We start from the raw sequence: 15,114 nt of genomic DNA on the forward strand, positions 1-15,114 counted from the left end.
TTTGTTCTGTAAGGACCCGCGATCATGAGCGCTTACGTCGTCTCTCACTCACGCTGTTATCTGCCGGCTCAACGCGGAATGAAATTATTCGCCGGGCGCGCATCCGCGATGGAAATCATCAGACTTTTGGTTTCGAGGAATTCGTTCACCGCCTCGATGCCCATCTCCCGGCCTATGCCGGATTTTTTCATTCCGCCGAAGGGCATCGTGTAGCTGTAGGTGCGATAGGTGTTGCCCCAGACTGTTCCGACCTCTAGCGCCTTGGCCATGCGAAACACGCGGCCGATGTCACGGGTCCACACGCCGGCTGCCAGCCCATAGGCGATGTCATTGGCAATGGAGACAGCCTCAGCCTCGTCTTCAAAACCGATGACAGACAGCACCGGACCGAACACCTCTTCCTGGGCGATACGCATCGAGTTGGAGACGTGAGTGAAAATCGTCGGTTCGACGAACTGACCGCCGCGAATGCCTGGTCCACTGGCGGGCTTGCCGCCGAACACGCAGCGCGCACCTTCTGCCTGGGCTATTTCGATGTAATCGAGCACTTTCTGATATTGCGGAGCAGTGGACATGGGCCCCATCTGGGTGGCCGGGTCCATCGGGTTGCCCACTTTGATCGAACGCGCACCGGCAATTAACTGCTCGGTGAAAGCGTCCAGGATAGAATTTTGAACCAACAGCCGGGAGCCGGCCGTGCACATCTGGCCGCCGCCGCCGAAGATGCCGGAGACCGCCCCGGCAGCAGCCAGCTCCAGATCGGCGTCCTCGAAGACGATATTGGGCGATTTACCACCCAGCTCCAGGGCCACCCGCTTCATATGGCGAGCCGCGGCTTCGTAAACTTTGGCGCCCGTTGCGTCAGATCCGGTGAAGGTGACCATCGCAACGTCCGGGTGCCCGACAAGTGGAGCACCGATGCCAAGGCCCACACCTGTAACCACGTTCAGAACACCGTCCGGCAGGCCGGCTTGCTTGGTCAGCGCTGCGAACTCCAGCGAGCTGACCGAGGAAAATTCCGAGGGTTTGACCACGACTGCACAACCCGCCGCCAAAGCTGGCGCACACTTGAGCGCCAGAAAATTCAAGGGAGCGTTCCAGGCAGTCAACGCAAGCACCACCCCAACCGGCTCCCGGGTAGTCATCGCAACGATGCCCTCTTTCTCGATCGGCATCACGGAACCTTGAATCTTGTCGGCGAGACCGGCGTAGTAGTACCAGATCTCCGCCACGTTGCTGATTGCGCCGCGCATTTCTGCGAATAACTTGCCGTTATCGCGCACCTCAAGTTCGGCCAGGCGATCGGCATTCTCCAAGGTCAGGTCAGCGATACGACGCATGATTTTGCCGCGCTGGGTTGCGCTCATGCTTGCCCACGGCCCGGACGTCATCGCACGCTTGGCCGAGGACACCGCGGCATCCGCGTCAACCGCCACTCCCAAGGGAATTCTCGCCCACGCCTCGCCCAGATAAGGGTCTTGCGTGTCCATCCACTCGCGCCCCGCCGGCTCTTGGTGAGCTCCGTCAATCCAATGTGCGTAGGTCTTCAACTGCCATTCTCCTTTCTGCTGGTTTGCACCTTCGCAAAGGTGTGCTGAAATGCCGCACAACAAAATAAAACTATCTCGCATGGTGGGATAAATCAACAATAAACCTGCAATGAATCCATTGCTGAAGAATTCAGCTAACAGACTCAGGCAAGAAAGGAATGCGTGTGGGCATGCTGAATAGCGGGTACGCAGAGGTTGGAACACTGCTGACGAGTGTTCTCAAAAATGGGAAAGAAGATCAGTGGAAAGCCGGTAAACCGACAGATGGCGTAAAAACAAACACTTGGGAGCTAACGATCCGACCAGGCAGCCGAATTAAAGCGTTTGGAATAACGCGCAAGAGGCAATGCCTGATCGGAAAATCACTCTCTTTGATCAGTCCGTGCCAGATGCATCGGCCTGAGCGAGGCGACTGGAGATCTCACGCGCCGCGCGCTTGACTGAAACTACCGCACGTTTGACATCGACGTCACGACGCTCCTTTTCATCCCAGGCAACGCCAATACTGCCTAAAACCATGTTGCTGTCATTGATAATAGGTGCGGCCACACCATAGACACCCGGATTGAATTCGCCCTTGGTGATGATATAACCGTCTTTTTTGATTTTGCTCAGCGTGCTGCGGAACTCCTCCCAAGTGTCCCCTAGCCCAGCTCGCTGTATATCGAATTGCGCACGGCTATAAAGGCTTTTAAGCCGATGATGGGGAAAATAGGCGAGGATGACTTTAGAGACCGCCCCTTGAAACAGCGGTCTGCGCTGCCCGCGGCAAAAACGATTCTCAGGACTCAGCGGCGCACGATGCTCGCGAATGCATAGCACCGAATCACGAAACGCCGTGCATAACAGTGCCGAGTGACCGATCGTTCCGACCAACTCCTCCAATACACCCTTGCTGGCTTGCAGCAACGGGTCAGTATTTCTGATTTGCAAATCCAGCTCGATGATGCGCGAACCGAGTACGTAGTTGCCATTGCCAACTGTGCTTAGCAAGCCTGCAGAATGCAGCGCTTTGATGTAGCGATACCCTGTAGAACGAGAGGTTTCGAGTGCTTCGATAATGGCTGTGGTCGACAACACAGCCTGATTGGAACTGAAGAGATCAAGAATGCTGAGCATTTTGGTAAGGCTGCTCGCACCGTCGCGAGCGTGCTCTTCTCTCTCGTCTTCAACGGCTGGGTTTTCCCCCTGAAGCGCTTCTATGTCCATTACCCGCTTACCCTACGTTGAAGATTCCCTTGGAATACCTTCGGCACCCGTGAAAACCAAGATTGCGTTACGTACGGCAGTGCGTACGTTTGATTTCCGATCATAGTCTCAAATTGTAGGATCGAGCAAGAAACCGACAGATACAGAAAATTAAAATCTCACATTATGAATAAGACAAAAGATTTCAACCATGAAAGCCCGGAATGAAGATTTCACATCATCGGGCTTCCAAGTCAATGGCTCGTCAGACGTGCTGGCCTACTTATGGAATGACAATGGATGAAAGAAGTTTTCCTCGATCAACCCTTCGGTTTTTCTTAGAAACTCTTTCACATGAGGCGCATGCACATGGGCCTCGAAATCCTCGTAGGTTTCCCATTGTTCAATGAACACGAAGCGCCTCGGCTCGGTACGATCACAATACATTTCATACTGGATCATGCCTTTTTCCTGGTGAACAGGCTCGATCAACGCTTCAAGCGCCGCTTTCACCGCTTCAAGATGTTCTGGCTTGGCCAGTGTCACAGCCACGCAATGCACTCTTTCCGTCATATAAACCTCATTTTTGTGGTTTTACAAAACACGTGGGTCAAGGCACTAAACCTTTTATTTCAGCGCGCGTATCAACTCGGCAACATCCTCAACGCCTTCCAGCGTCTGGACCAACCGCTGGACCTTTTCTATGGTGCCCAGGCTCAAGGGATTAACAGCCACAGAAGCGCATTCGGCAAACTTCAAGCAGAGATCCGCCCACGTCATGGGGTTGTCCGCATTACCCGGTATCGCGGTACCGAAACTTTCCCAATGACGACCGTCCGTCGCCAGCACCTCGACACGCCCTAGCGGTAACTCGAGTTTCCAATCCAGAGACGCATCGGCAATCAAGGAGATTTTGTTGGCGGTCGCCAGCACTTCTGGATCGTGGAGACCCGACTCGGTGAAATCCGACACACTCATGCCACGACGCACGGCTGCAACCGCAACCAGAAACGGCAGACTGAACTTTGCATCCGCCAGCGTTGCAGGCGCCTTGCGCACCTCCAGCGGCTCGCACATGAGCGCGTGATAGTCGCCCACAAACAAGCGGATTTCAGCGATGTCTTCAGGCGCGAGGTCGTTCTGCGAAACAATGTCGATGACCGCTTTCATATGGCTGTGCGCAGTGCCCACCGAGGGCCAGCGCTTGTACAAGGTCACGCTGCCCTTGTAGTCGACGCCGAGGTCCTCAAGGATCTTTTCCCGATCGTAACGGCCATCGAAATAGGTGTTGAAAAAACCGTAGCCGCCTTCAAAAAGACGATCGATACCGGGCACGCCCTTTTCCGCCATCAGCGTCGCCAACACCGCGCCTTTGGCCGAAAAACCTGCATACAACCCGCGTAAGTCGCTACCCGTGCCGCACACCATTTCCATGATGCCCGAACACTGCATGCTGGCGATGCCCAGCGCATTGGCGGTCTGTTGCGCACTGAAGCCCATCACGCGCCCGGCGGCGGCGGTTGCAGCAAACACCCCCATCACCGTGGACAGGTTCCAGTCTTTCTTCCAGCCGACATTGCAGCGCAGCCGCGCGAAGATATCCTGCCCTGCAGCCACGGCAGCAATCATGTCCTTGCCGGTCACGCCACCCTTGCGCTCAGCCAATGCGAACACCGCTGGAATGATCGAACTCGCCGCGTGCTGCCCCCAAGGGGTTTGATCGTCATAGTCCAGGCAGTGCGCGAGCGCGCCATTGGCCAGGGCCGCCATCGTCGCCGGGACACGCCCCCCAAAGCCCAGGATCGTAGCTTGTGGGGTACCTGCAGATTCCTTGACCACCTCGATAACACCCAGTACCGCAGGCTCCATCCCACTGGCGGCAAGCATTACTCCAAAGGTATCGAGAATACTTTTCTTCGCAGCTTCGCGCGCCGCCTCAGGCAAGTCTTCATAACGCATCCCGGCCGCCAGGGCGGAAAAGTGATGGACGATGTCGGCACTTATGGCCACAGGATTGGAATTGAACATTCGTTCTGACATAAGACAGTCTCCCGTCACTGCAATTAAGACTACGGCACCGGGCGCTGCTCACGCACCGGGCCACTCGCTCACACGCGGACCGTCTTCTGCAGCACTGTTTTACTGACCATGTAGGATTCCAGACTCCACGGCCCCCCTTCTCTACCGATGCCACTGTCTTTCATGCCGCCGAACGGAGTATCGGGATCCGGCGCACCAAAATGGTTGATCGACAAAACCCCCAAGTCCAGCTCGCGACTCAGTTGCTCGGCTTCCTCCAGCGTATTGGTGAAAGCAAATGCGGCTAGGCCTACGGACAGGCTGTTGGAAATTTCGATCGCTTCATCAAGGGTCTTGAAAGGAACGGCTACCGCGACCGGACCAAACGGCTCTTCGCGCATGATCTCGCAGTCGAGTGGGGTATCGACCAGCAGGGTCGGTGCGAAAAAGTAACCACGATCACCGACGCGATGACCACCCACGGCGGCCTTGCCACCACGCTCGAGTGCGTCATCGACGAAATGCTGCATGGCCGCCAGACGTCTGCCGCTGGTAACGGGGCCCATATCGGCCTGGACATCCATGCCGTCAGCGACACGCACCTGCTGCGCCGCAGCAACGAACCCCGCGACAAATTCGTCGTAAAGACTTTCGTGAACCAGGAACCGCCCCGGCGCGGCGCACCACTGGGAATTGATACGAATCTTGCTCTTGAGCGCCATCTTGCCGATTTCGGTCGCATCCACACCCGCGCAGATGATCACCGGCGCGTGACCACCAAGTTCCATCAGCACCGGTTTCATGGCGGCTCCCGCCAAGCGGCTGAGATGCTTGCCAACGCCGACCGAGCCAGTCAACGTCACCATACGCGTCACTGGAGAATCAATGAGCGTCGACGACACCTCGGCAGGATTGCCGAACACCAGGTTCAGGACTCCCTTGGGCAAGCCCGCCTGCTCGAAGCATTGAACCATGGCGACGGCGGCCCCCGGTGTTTCCTCAGGCGCCTTGAGGATAATCGAGCAACCCGAACATAAAGCGCCGCTGATTTTTCGACCGGGCGCGCTGAGGGGCACATTCCACGGCGTGAAAGCCGCCACCGGCCCGATCGGTTGACGCAAAATCAACTTTTGCATCTGCGCTTCGCCCGGGACAATGGTGCCGTAAGCACGTAACGCCTGAGCCATGTCCCAGTCGAAGAAACTTGCCGAGCGTTCGACCTCGGCCCGGGCATCGGCGATCAGCTTGCCGTTCTCACGGGTAATGATCTGCGCGATTTCCTCAGCGCGCTCACGCACGCCCGCGATGGCGCGAGCGATAATAAGGTTGCGCTCAACCGGTGGCGTCGCTCGCCAGATCCTGAACCCCCGCTCTGCAGCGGCCAATACCCGCTTGAGGTCATCGGCGTTGGCGCCGGGTACGGTAGTGAGCACGGTTTCAGTGCTCGGGTTGCGAACGTCGAAACAAGACGGTCGATCAAAGATCCATTCACCGTCGATGAACAGGCCGACGCGTGGATGCGTGGCGTCGCCGCAAACGTGATTCTGGGTGTCAGTGGACATGGTATTTTCCTCTGCAAGTGGCGACACGGTATTCGCCGACTCGCTCAATTGGTTTCGGCCAGAGCGCTGCTTGTGCGGCGCGCCAGCGCATCTTCACGAATCAAGTCGGCAGCTTTCACACCGATCATGATGGACGGCGCGTTGGTATTACCCGACGTGATGAATGGCATGATCGAAGCATCAACCACGCGCAGTCGCTCGATACCCCGAACACGCAGCCGCTCATCAACGACCGCCATGGCGTCGTTACCCATCTTGCAGGTGCCGCCCTGGTGGTGGGCCGAGTTACCGCTTTCTACCAGGTAGTTATAAATTTCTTCATCGGTACGAACCTGAGGCCCCGGCATTTCTTCAGCGACCACGCGCGACTTGATGGGCTCGCTGTTCATGATTTTGCGTATCCAACGCACGCCACTGATCACCGCATTCACGTCGTATTCGCTGCTCAAGAAGTTCGGGGTGTAATCTGCCGGATCCGAAGGGTTGGTCGAGCGCAGCTTTACCGTTCCTGTAGTGCTGGGGCGCAACTGATAAACCGACACACCGAGCCCAGGGTGTTTTTCAACATCGACCGTGCCGTCGGCAAAATATTGAAAGGTCATAGGCCGAAAGCTGATCTGGAGATCCGCGTAGTCCTCTTTCGGGCTGCTTTTAACGAACGCCGCTACCTGGGAAGAGCCGAGGGCGAGATAACCTTTGCGCGTCATCAGATAACGAAAGCCTTCCCAATATTTACGCAGGCCCACGAGGTTGGCGTTGTACGAGCTGTCGGGGGTGCAACGGAACCCCGTGTGAATATAGAAGTGATCCTGCAGGTTTTGTCCTACGCCCGGGGAATCCAGAACAACAGGGATTGCATGCCTTTCCAGTTCATCCCGTGGACCGACACCCGACAGCATCAGCATCTGTGGCGTCTTTAGCGAACCGGCGGACAAAATCACTTCACGCGCCGCGTAGATCTTTTCCAGGCGACCGCCCTTCAACACCTCTACGCCGACGGCTGTAAGCCCCTCGAACAACACACGTTGCAGCTCGCAGCCGGTGCGAACTGTCAGATTAGGCCGATCAATGACCGGCTCGATAAACGCCCGGTAAGTCGACATCCGTTGTCCGTCCTGGATGTTGTGCTGCATGAAACCTACGCCGTCGTGCAGAGCGCCATTCATGTCCTCGGTTACTGGGATACCGATATGGTTCGCGGCCTCTATAAAGTCGTAACTGCTCTTTTCCTTGACCACCGGATCGCTGATCCACAAGGGTCCGCTCGCCCCTCGGTATTCGTCGCCACCCCGTTCGAAGTGCTCCATCTTTTTGAAATAGGGCAACACATCGTCATAGCCCCAGCCTGGATTACCCAGAGCACGCCAGCCATCAAAATCTTTCTGATGCCCGCGAATGAATACCATGCCGTTAATGGAGCTTGATCCGCCCAACAACTTGCCACGAGGCCAGTACATCTCGCGCCCCTGGAGCTTTTCCATTGGCGAGGTGCGGAAGTTCCAGTTCAACAGCTTATTGAAATACAGTTTACCCATTCCCGCTGGCGTGTTGACCCAGAAACGATCCGCGGCGGGACCCGCCTCGATTAGCAGGACCTTGTTCAGGGGATCGTCTGACAAACCGCGCGCAACCGGACAGCCTGAAGAACCAGCACCGATGACGATGTAATCATAAATCTGCATTGACCCTATTCCTCGCTCTTTCAAACCTGGTAGCAGCGAACAGGCGATGCCTGCCCGGGCTCAACCATGGGATGTCCCTACCATGACAAACCGTTGTTATCCGCAGCCGATCTGGCTTCGTTGTTTAGGATCCGGCACGAGGAATGTCGACCTGAACTTGGTTAAGTGCTCCGAGTCGCTTGCGCGCTTGTTGGTCAGGGATCGTACCGTCGTAGGTGGTGATAAACAGGGTATGGCCATCATTACCGCCAAGCTCGCAAGCAACGGCGCTGCCGGGGAAATGCAGACGATGTGTGATCACTCCGCCTTCGAGGACGCGCAACACCTCGCCTGTGTTGAACGAGCAAACCCAGATGCCGCCTTCTGCATCGGCGCACATGCCATCCGGCTCTCTTCCGGCAATGTCGGCAAATAGCCGCCGATTGGACAGAGACCCATCCAGTGCGCGGTCGAATGCCGTCAGCCGACCGCGCCAGGTTTCTGCAACCACCAGCTTTCGTCCACCCTCGATAATGACCGCGCCATTGGGAAATTCGACGCCATCACTACCGTGGCTGACGGTGCCGTCCAGCTCAACGATATGCAGAGAGGTCTCGCGCTTCGCTTCGCCCATGAACAGGTCATAGCCAAAATTGCCAACGTAGAGACAGCCATTCTCGGCCACAGCAAAATCATTCAAATCCCCAGTAGCCCACGCTGAGAGATCGGCGTGCACAAGCAACTCCCCATCAACCAGCTTCAATATCTGGCGAGCAACGGATGACACGATGAGGGGGGTTCCATCAGCCAGAAAACCGAGACTATTTGGCCGCGGTGGCAGATTGTCTTTTAGCACATGCCGACGCCCGTCCGCGTCGACCTGGTAGAGGATCGAGTCAAAGACGTCTGGCACCCAAAGGCGCCCGTCGTACCACCGAGGCGCCTCAAGGAAGACGAAATCGTCAGCGAGGCGATGCGCCTTTAGCTCTTGCATGTTCTGCCTGCCCTTTCTTTATTTTTAGATGAAAAACGCTAGAGCGATGCGACCTGCGCGGGCAACCGAACGAAGCGTGGCGTCGCCCTGCAGTCACCCAGAACCCTATCGAACAATAAAAATTGTGTCAATAAATGGGATTAATTAATTTAAAGACCTTCAGGAGTTGCCGTCGAAATCCGTGCGCCGATGAACTCTTTACAGATTGTTGCCATCGTCACCCATTCATTCTCAGCGCGCCCGCAGGAGCGGCAAGTCGCCATGGAGCGCGCGCTGTTAATGCGCCAGCCTGAGCCAAAAATACAATTGCGCGCCCGCTCCAAAGGCTTGACAGGACAAAAGCCCGGCCTGAGTGGCGTACGTACTGAGCCAACCTACTGCAGCGACACGCCAGCGCACCAATGTGGCTTCCTTCCGGCGCTGCACTGCACCCGCACAAACGGTGGTACGTGCACCGGAAAGGACCACATCAAAATCAGTTGCTTAATCCCACAATCAGGGATATGTTGATTTTGAGCAGCGCAAATCGACTCAGATGTGCCTTGCGAGAAGCCCACCTCCCAACCGGTCAGGCTGGCATTCGCGCAAAGCCACCGGCCTGCCGGACATCGTCATGCATGTCACGGCGGTCGACCTCTGAGGCGGGTGAAAAAATGCGTGCTTTACCAAGGCAAAACCAAGAAAGACCTGACGCAAAACACAAAAACAACAACGTTTCGACAAGTTTCAGGAGCTACAAATGCCGACCAAGATTTTCAGCAAGAACTCAAATCACGCTGTTCGTGCGCTTTTCAAACACATGTTCCCCGCCTTCCTGGCATTAACCGCCACCGTCAGTAACGCGGCCGAGCTGACTTTCGGCTACGTTCCAGGGAATCTGGCGTACCCCTACAACGTATCGACCGCTAAAGGTTTCGAAGCCGCAGCCAAAGCCGCCGGTGTCAAGGCCGTCATCATCGATCCTCGCGGCAGTGTTGAGAAACAGGGCAATGCACTTGACGATATGATCGCGCAGCGCGTCGACGCTATCGGTTTTCTGCCCCTGGATTCTGTGGTGGCGCAATCTTTCGTCGACAAGATCGTGGACCACGAGATCCCGGTGGCTGCGATTGCGGTAATGGTAGGTGACCCGCAATTGCGGGCGATCAACAAGCCTTACGAACAGCTCACTGCCTTGGTCACCACTGACGACATTCGCGCTGGCGAAGTGGCCGGCGAGCACTCAGCCACACTTTTGCCTAAAGACCGCGTCGCGAAAATTGCGGTCGTCGAGGGCGTACCTGGCTATGCGGTGGTCAAGCAGCTCACGGAAGGCTTCAAGACGGGCCTGAAAAAAGCTGGCGCAAAATATGAAATTGTCGCGTCTCAGCCCACCGACTGGACGCCTGAACAGGGCGAGCGCGTTTGCCAGAACATGTTGACTGCCCATCCAGACCTCGACCTCATCTTTAGCCAGGCCGAAGACATGGCCATTGGTTGCGCACGAGCCTTGGTTGCCCAAGGTTCAAAAATCGCTCTGGTGGCAACAGGAGGTGGCTCCAAGGTCGGGGCGACTGCGATCGCAGCTGGCGAAATCAATGCGTCGGTGTGCGTGCGTCCGAAGTTGCTCGGTGAACTTCTGTTCAAGTCTCTTTATGAGTCTGTAACCCATCCGGAAACGCCAAAGGGCAAGTACGTGACGTACGACCTGCCATTGATCACCAAGAACACGCTCAACGACTGCCCCGATAAGTGGTAGGCCGCTTTATATAAGCCGATAACGAAGAACAAAAACGGATTATCGAGATGACTCATCAAGAAACGCTTCTCATGCGGCTCCAAGGGGTTGCTAAAGAATACCCAAACGGGACTGTCGCACTGCGCGGCGTCGATCTCGACATTGAGCGAGGCAAGGTTCACGGTTTGCTGGGTGCCAACGGTGCCGGCAAGTCGACCCTGATCAAGATCCTGTCTGGCGCAAATGCTCCCACGAGCGGTGAAATTGTCTGGCGTGGCAAGCCAGTCACGTGGGCGAGTCCGAAGGTGGCCAACGACATGGGCGTAGCCACCATCCATCAACATATACCGCTCGTGCCCACCCTCTCCGTGATTGAGAACGTCTTTCTCGGAAAGAACGGCACGTGGCGCTACCCTAACTCGATGCGTGAACGCTTTGATGAGCTTTGTCAGCGTGTCGGGTACAGGTTGGATGCCGATTGCAAGGTCTGCGACCTCTCCATTGGTCAGCGCCAAATGGCAGCGATTTATCAGGCTTTCGCTACAGGTGCGGACTTGATTGTCATGGACGAGCCAACTGCCTCTCTGGCTACAGAGGAGCGTGAAATCGTCTATGACACAGTGCGCCGCCTGTCAAAAGTAGAAAACAAGGCGATCCTCTTCGTCTCGCACTTCCTCGACGAAGTGATGGCGCTGACAGACTGTGTCACGGTCCTACGTGACGGGGTCGCAGCCATGCGCGCCGAAACCTGTGATCTGAACGAAAATCTTTTGGCCGAAGCCATTGTCGGCAAACCGATTGCCAAACAGGCGCGTGCGACGGCTCAGCGCAGCAGTTGCGTCGATTCATCCCGAACCGTGCTGGAACTGCAGAACGTCTCGTCCTCGGGCAAGCTGCACCCGACATCGCTTAAAGTCGCTGCGGGCGAGGTCATCGGGATAGCGGGCCTTCTCGGCTCAGGGCGAAGCGAACTGCTCCACGCAGCATTCGGGGCTGACCCGCATGCCTCAGGCAAAGTCATACTCAATGGTCGGGAAGTTGGCCGCAGCACTGGGGCTTCTGTCAAAGCGGGCATTGGCCTGGTGCCGGAAGATCGCATCAAGCAGGGCCTGGTGCCAGACTTTGAGATTTGGCGCAACACTTCCCTTCCTGCCCTCAGTTCAGTGTCCAGGTTCAATTGCCTTCCTGACGAACAGAGTGAACTCAACCGTGGCTGGGATGCTATCCAGCAATTATCAATCAAGGCCAGTTCACCTGACATCCTCGTCAGCGAACTCAGTGGCGGCAATGCTCAGAAAGTAACAATCGCGAAGTGGTTATTCAGCAACGTCAAAGTACTTCTTCTGGACGAACCAACCGCCGGCATCGACATCGGTGCCAAGACCGAAATCATCTTTCTGATCCGTCGGCTGGCCGCTGAAGGCAAAGCCATCATCGTCGTGTCGTCAGAATTCGAAGAACTGCTCGCTGTCAGCGATCGCATCATTGTCATGCGCGATGGATGCTGCGTAGCCGAGCGCCCCGTCCATGAAACATCGGAACATGAACTGCTCCTGCTCGCTGGCGGTAAGTGCATTACTCCTGAAAGCAGAGGTCACTGAGCAATGGATAATTTAGCTATAGAGATAAAAAAAATGCGTACAACAGCTCAACCAAAAATCAAACCGGTGCGGCTCGCCAGTCAAAATGTCACACCGCCGCCACTCGCGCCTGTGTATCGTCAGGTTGATTGGCGACGCCTCTTCAGCCTGCGTGAAATGGGGGTTTACTATGCTTTGCTATTATTGCTGGTGGGCCTTTCCTGCATCACGACCTACCTGGGTAAATCCAACTACCTCAGCGTTTTGAACATTACCAATATCGTCTATCAGTCTTCACTGATCGCCATCATGGCCGTGGCCATGACAGTCATATTGATCAGTGGCAATTTCGATTTGTCAGTCGCGTCAGTCGCGGCTCTATCGGCCGCGGTTCTTATCGGTTTCGCCGATCAGCTGGGTTTCTGGCCCGCGTCCGCCTTTGCAATGACGGTTGCCATTTGCGCCGGCCTGCTGAACGGGTCGATCGTGCAATTTGTGGGTATCAACGCTTTTATCGTCACCCTCGGCACCATGACCGCGCTGCGCGGCGCCGTTTTGATCTTCACTGATGGCCAATCTCTGTCAGTGGAAAAACCCGAAGTCATCGAAGCCATGAAAGCGTTCGAGTCGGGGCGCCTGGATGCTGGCGTGATTGCAATCCTCCTGGGTGCCGTGTTGCTGGGCATCAGTATTCTGCAAGCGGTGCGGGCACGCAAAGCGGCAAGCCCATTTACACCTGCCATGTTCGGAATGGCCTTGGGTGGCCTCTGCCTGCTGGCAATGAGTTGGGCAGCAGGTGGCAAAATCATGCTGCCAAAACCGGTGATTTACATGGCGATTTTCACCACCATCGTCTGGGTGACGCTGAGCTTCACCATGGTAGGTCGACGTCTGTACGCAGTCGGTGGCAATGCTGAAGCCGCCCGCCTTTCCGGTATCAATGTCGTACGTTACAAGTTGGTCGCTTTCGTGTTGTGCAGCGCTGCGGCGGGCTTTGCCGGGATCCTTTTTGCGAGCCGCCTGCGCTCCATCAATCCCGCTGCCTTGAGTGGTGCCGAATTGGCTGTTATCGCGGCGGCAATCCTGGGCGGCACCTCGCTGTTTGGCGGTGCCGGCAGTGTCATTAAAACCTTGGCAGGGGCGCTGCTGCTTTACTCGCTCACCAACGGCTTCAACATCTTGAATCTGGGTGCGAATTATCAAGGGTTGATCGAGGGCATCGTGCTCATCGGTGCCGCCGCGCTTTACACCGTGGGCAACAGCCGAAGCAAAGCCAAATCCAAGTGACCCAACGACCGGGACCGGTTCCTCGCTGCTGTAACAGTAGCCGAGGTACCGGCCCAATCTCTGCTCGAACCCTTCAGTAAAAGCAAATCAAGAGGACAGCACCATGACCCTATCTACCGCAGGGACCTACACCGGCAAAGTGGCATTTGTTACCGGCGCCGGTAGCGGCATCGGCCGCGCCACGGCCATCGCATTCGCCAAAGCTGGTGCCAGCGTTACAGCTGTAGACATTTCGGAAAAAGGCCTCCAGGAAACCGCCGCACTCATCGAAGCCTTCGGCGGTCGCGTCCTCACCATCCCCTGCGATGTGACGAGCAGCAAAGGCATCAAAGCGGCCCTGGACAAAACCGTGGCGACTTTCGGAGGGCTTGACTGCGCCTTCAATAACGCCGGTATCGAGCAACCCGTGAACAAGCTCAAAGATATCGACGAAGATCTCTGGGACCGCGTGCTCGCGGTAAACTTGAAGAGTGTTTATCTGTGCATGAAGCACCAGATCGACATCATGCTGACGAATGGAGGCGGTGCGATCGTGAACACATCCTCTGGAGCCGGGGTACTGGCGATCCAAGGGCAATCGGCTTACTGCGCTTCAAAATACGGCGTCACCGCCATCAGTAAATGCGCGGCTCTGGAACATGCGTCCCAAGGTATTCGAGTGAATGCCCTGTGCCCTGGGATCATTGATACCGACATGATTTCTCGCTTCACTGGCGATACCGAGCAAGGCCGCGCCCGCGTGATTGCACAGGAACCGATTGGCCGCATGGGTCGTCCCGAGGAAATTGCCAATACCGTACTGTGGCTCTGCTCCGAACAGGCAGGCTTCGTCACAGGCCATGCCATGGTCATTGACGGCGGTCAGACTGCGGGGATCTGAAACCTGCCCACCGTCCCGTTGAGATTTTCGCTGCCGGGCCTTATGGTTCGGCAGCGACGTAATTCATGGCCCTGCGTTATTTTCGCCATAATTCCAAAGATGTCCGCGCCAGGCGAGACTCAAGCGTTCAGAAAATCATACCGCCACTAACCTCGACCGTGGCCCCCCGCCTCCCAGCCTGCATCGTTTGAAACCGCAAACGCTACCGCCGCAGCGATATCCGCGGGCTTACCAACGCGTCCCAGTGGGGTTTTGGCGATAAAGAACTCGTCCATTTCTCGAGCTGACTCCGCATTGCCTTCCGTGCGGACAAACCCTGGCGCGATGCCTACCACGCGAATACCTCGGGGACCTAATTCCATGCCGAGAGACCGGGTCAATGTATTGACCGCACCTTTAGTCGCGCAATACACATGCACCTGTGGGTAAGGACTGTGAGCCAAGTCTAAGCTGATATTTACTATCGATGACCGACCAGCCTTCATGACCTGAGCAGCAGCTTGCGTGGTAGGCAACAGCCCCTGGAGATCGGCTGCTCAAGCCTTGGTGGCCCGTCTCGTTTTATCTCTCCTACCCTGGCCGTGCCACGCTCCACGGAAACTGCGCGCGTTCATTAACTTCATGAGAGCGTGGTTGAACGCTTGAGCGACCAGCGTATAAATCAAACCGAGGATAC

General features: G+C 56.3%; 12 protein-coding genes. 4 read left to right on the forward strand and 8 right to left on the reverse strand.

Going from position 1 to position 15,114, the window contains the following annotated elements; all coding sequences use genetic code 11:
- Positions 1-68: 68 nt before the first annotated feature.
- The 7 genes from ACN1C3_RS09675 to ACN1C3_RS09705 form a co-directional block, all read right to left on the reverse strand.
- Positions 69-1,646 carry an aldehyde dehydrogenase gene (locus tag ACN1C3_RS09675; RefSeq protein ID WP_419115598.1) on the reverse strand — a complete coding sequence of 526 codons (1,578 nt, stop codon included), beginning with the start codon at positions 1,644-1,646 and terminating at the stop codon, positions 69-71.
- 279 nt (positions 1,647-1,925) lie between these two features.
- Entirely contained in the window at positions 1,926-2,759 is an 834-nt protein-coding gene (locus tag ACN1C3_RS09680; RefSeq protein WP_419115599.1) for an IclR family transcriptional regulator, read from the reverse strand.
- Between the two features lie 258 nt (positions 2,760-3,017).
- Positions 3,018-3,290 carry a putative quinol monooxygenase gene (locus tag ACN1C3_RS09685; protein ID WP_236431559.1) on the reverse strand — a complete coding sequence of 91 codons (273 nt, stop codon included), beginning with the start codon at positions 3,288-3,290 and terminating at the stop codon, positions 3,018-3,020.
- Positions 3,291-3,365: 75 nt separating this feature from the next.
- Positions 3,366-4,778 carry an MmgE/PrpD family protein gene (locus tag ACN1C3_RS09690; protein WP_419115600.1) on the reverse strand — a complete coding sequence of 471 codons (1,413 nt, stop codon included), beginning with the start codon at positions 4,776-4,778 and terminating at the stop codon, positions 3,366-3,368.
- 68 nt (positions 4,779-4,846) lie between these two features.
- Positions 4,847-6,319 (reverse strand): NAD-dependent succinate-semialdehyde dehydrogenase, encoded by a 1,473-nt coding sequence (locus tag ACN1C3_RS09695; RefSeq protein ID WP_419115601.1) that lies wholly within the window; start codon positions 6,317-6,319, stop codon positions 4,847-4,849.
- A gap of 44 nt (positions 6,320-6,363) precedes the next feature.
- Entirely contained in the window at positions 6,364-8,001 is a 1,638-nt protein-coding gene (locus ACN1C3_RS09700) for a GMC family oxidoreductase (RefSeq protein WP_419115602.1), read from the reverse strand.
- A 124-nt stretch (positions 8,002-8,125) separates the two neighbouring features.
- Positions 8,126-8,974: an SMP-30/gluconolactonase/LRE family protein gene (locus tag ACN1C3_RS09705; RefSeq protein WP_419115603.1), complete on the reverse strand. Its 849-nt coding sequence runs from the start codon at positions 8,972-8,974 to the stop codon at positions 8,126-8,128.
- A gap of 739 nt (positions 8,975-9,713) precedes the next feature.
- On the opposite strand from ACN1C3_RS09705, the gene ACN1C3_RS09710 reads away from it, so the two are divergent.
- The 4 genes from ACN1C3_RS09710 to ACN1C3_RS09725 all read left to right on the forward strand — a co-directional run bounded on the left by ACN1C3_RS09710 (position 9,714) and on the right by ACN1C3_RS09725 (position 14,438).
- Positions 9,714-10,712 carry a sugar ABC transporter substrate-binding protein gene (locus tag ACN1C3_RS09710; protein WP_419115604.1) on the forward strand — a complete coding sequence of 333 codons (999 nt, stop codon included), beginning with the start codon at positions 9,714-9,716 and terminating at the stop codon, positions 10,710-10,712.
- Positions 10,713-10,759: 47 nt separating this feature from the next.
- Complete coding sequence (locus ACN1C3_RS09715) at positions 10,760-12,292, forward strand: sugar ABC transporter ATP-binding protein (RefSeq protein WP_419115605.1); 1,533 nt, start codon at positions 10,760-10,762, stop codon at positions 12,290-12,292.
- Between the two features lie 33 nt (positions 12,293-12,325).
- A complete protein-coding gene (locus ACN1C3_RS09720) occupies positions 12,326-13,558 on the forward strand; it encodes an ABC transporter permease subunit (RefSeq protein WP_419115606.1) in 1,233 nt (410 codons plus the stop codon).
- Between the two features lie 103 nt (positions 13,559-13,661).
- Positions 13,662-14,438, forward strand: coding sequence for a glucose 1-dehydrogenase (locus tag ACN1C3_RS09725; RefSeq protein ID WP_048392950.1), 777 nt, complete (start codon positions 13,662-13,664; stop codon positions 14,436-14,438).
- 146 nt (positions 14,439-14,584) lie between these two features.
- On the opposite strand, the gene ACN1C3_RS09730 is transcribed toward ACN1C3_RS09725, so the two are convergent.
- On the reverse strand, positions 14,585-14,923 hold the full coding sequence (locus ACN1C3_RS09730) for an SDR family NAD(P)-dependent oxidoreductase (RefSeq protein WP_419115828.1): 339 nt from the start codon (positions 14,921-14,923) through the stop codon (positions 14,585-14,587).
- Positions 14,924-15,114: the final 191 nt, after the last annotated feature.

This window comes from Pseudomonas sp. H11T01 (assembly GCF_048515765.1).
Classification (GTDB): domain Bacteria; phylum Pseudomonadota; class Gammaproteobacteria; order Pseudomonadales; family Pseudomonadaceae; genus Aquipseudomonas.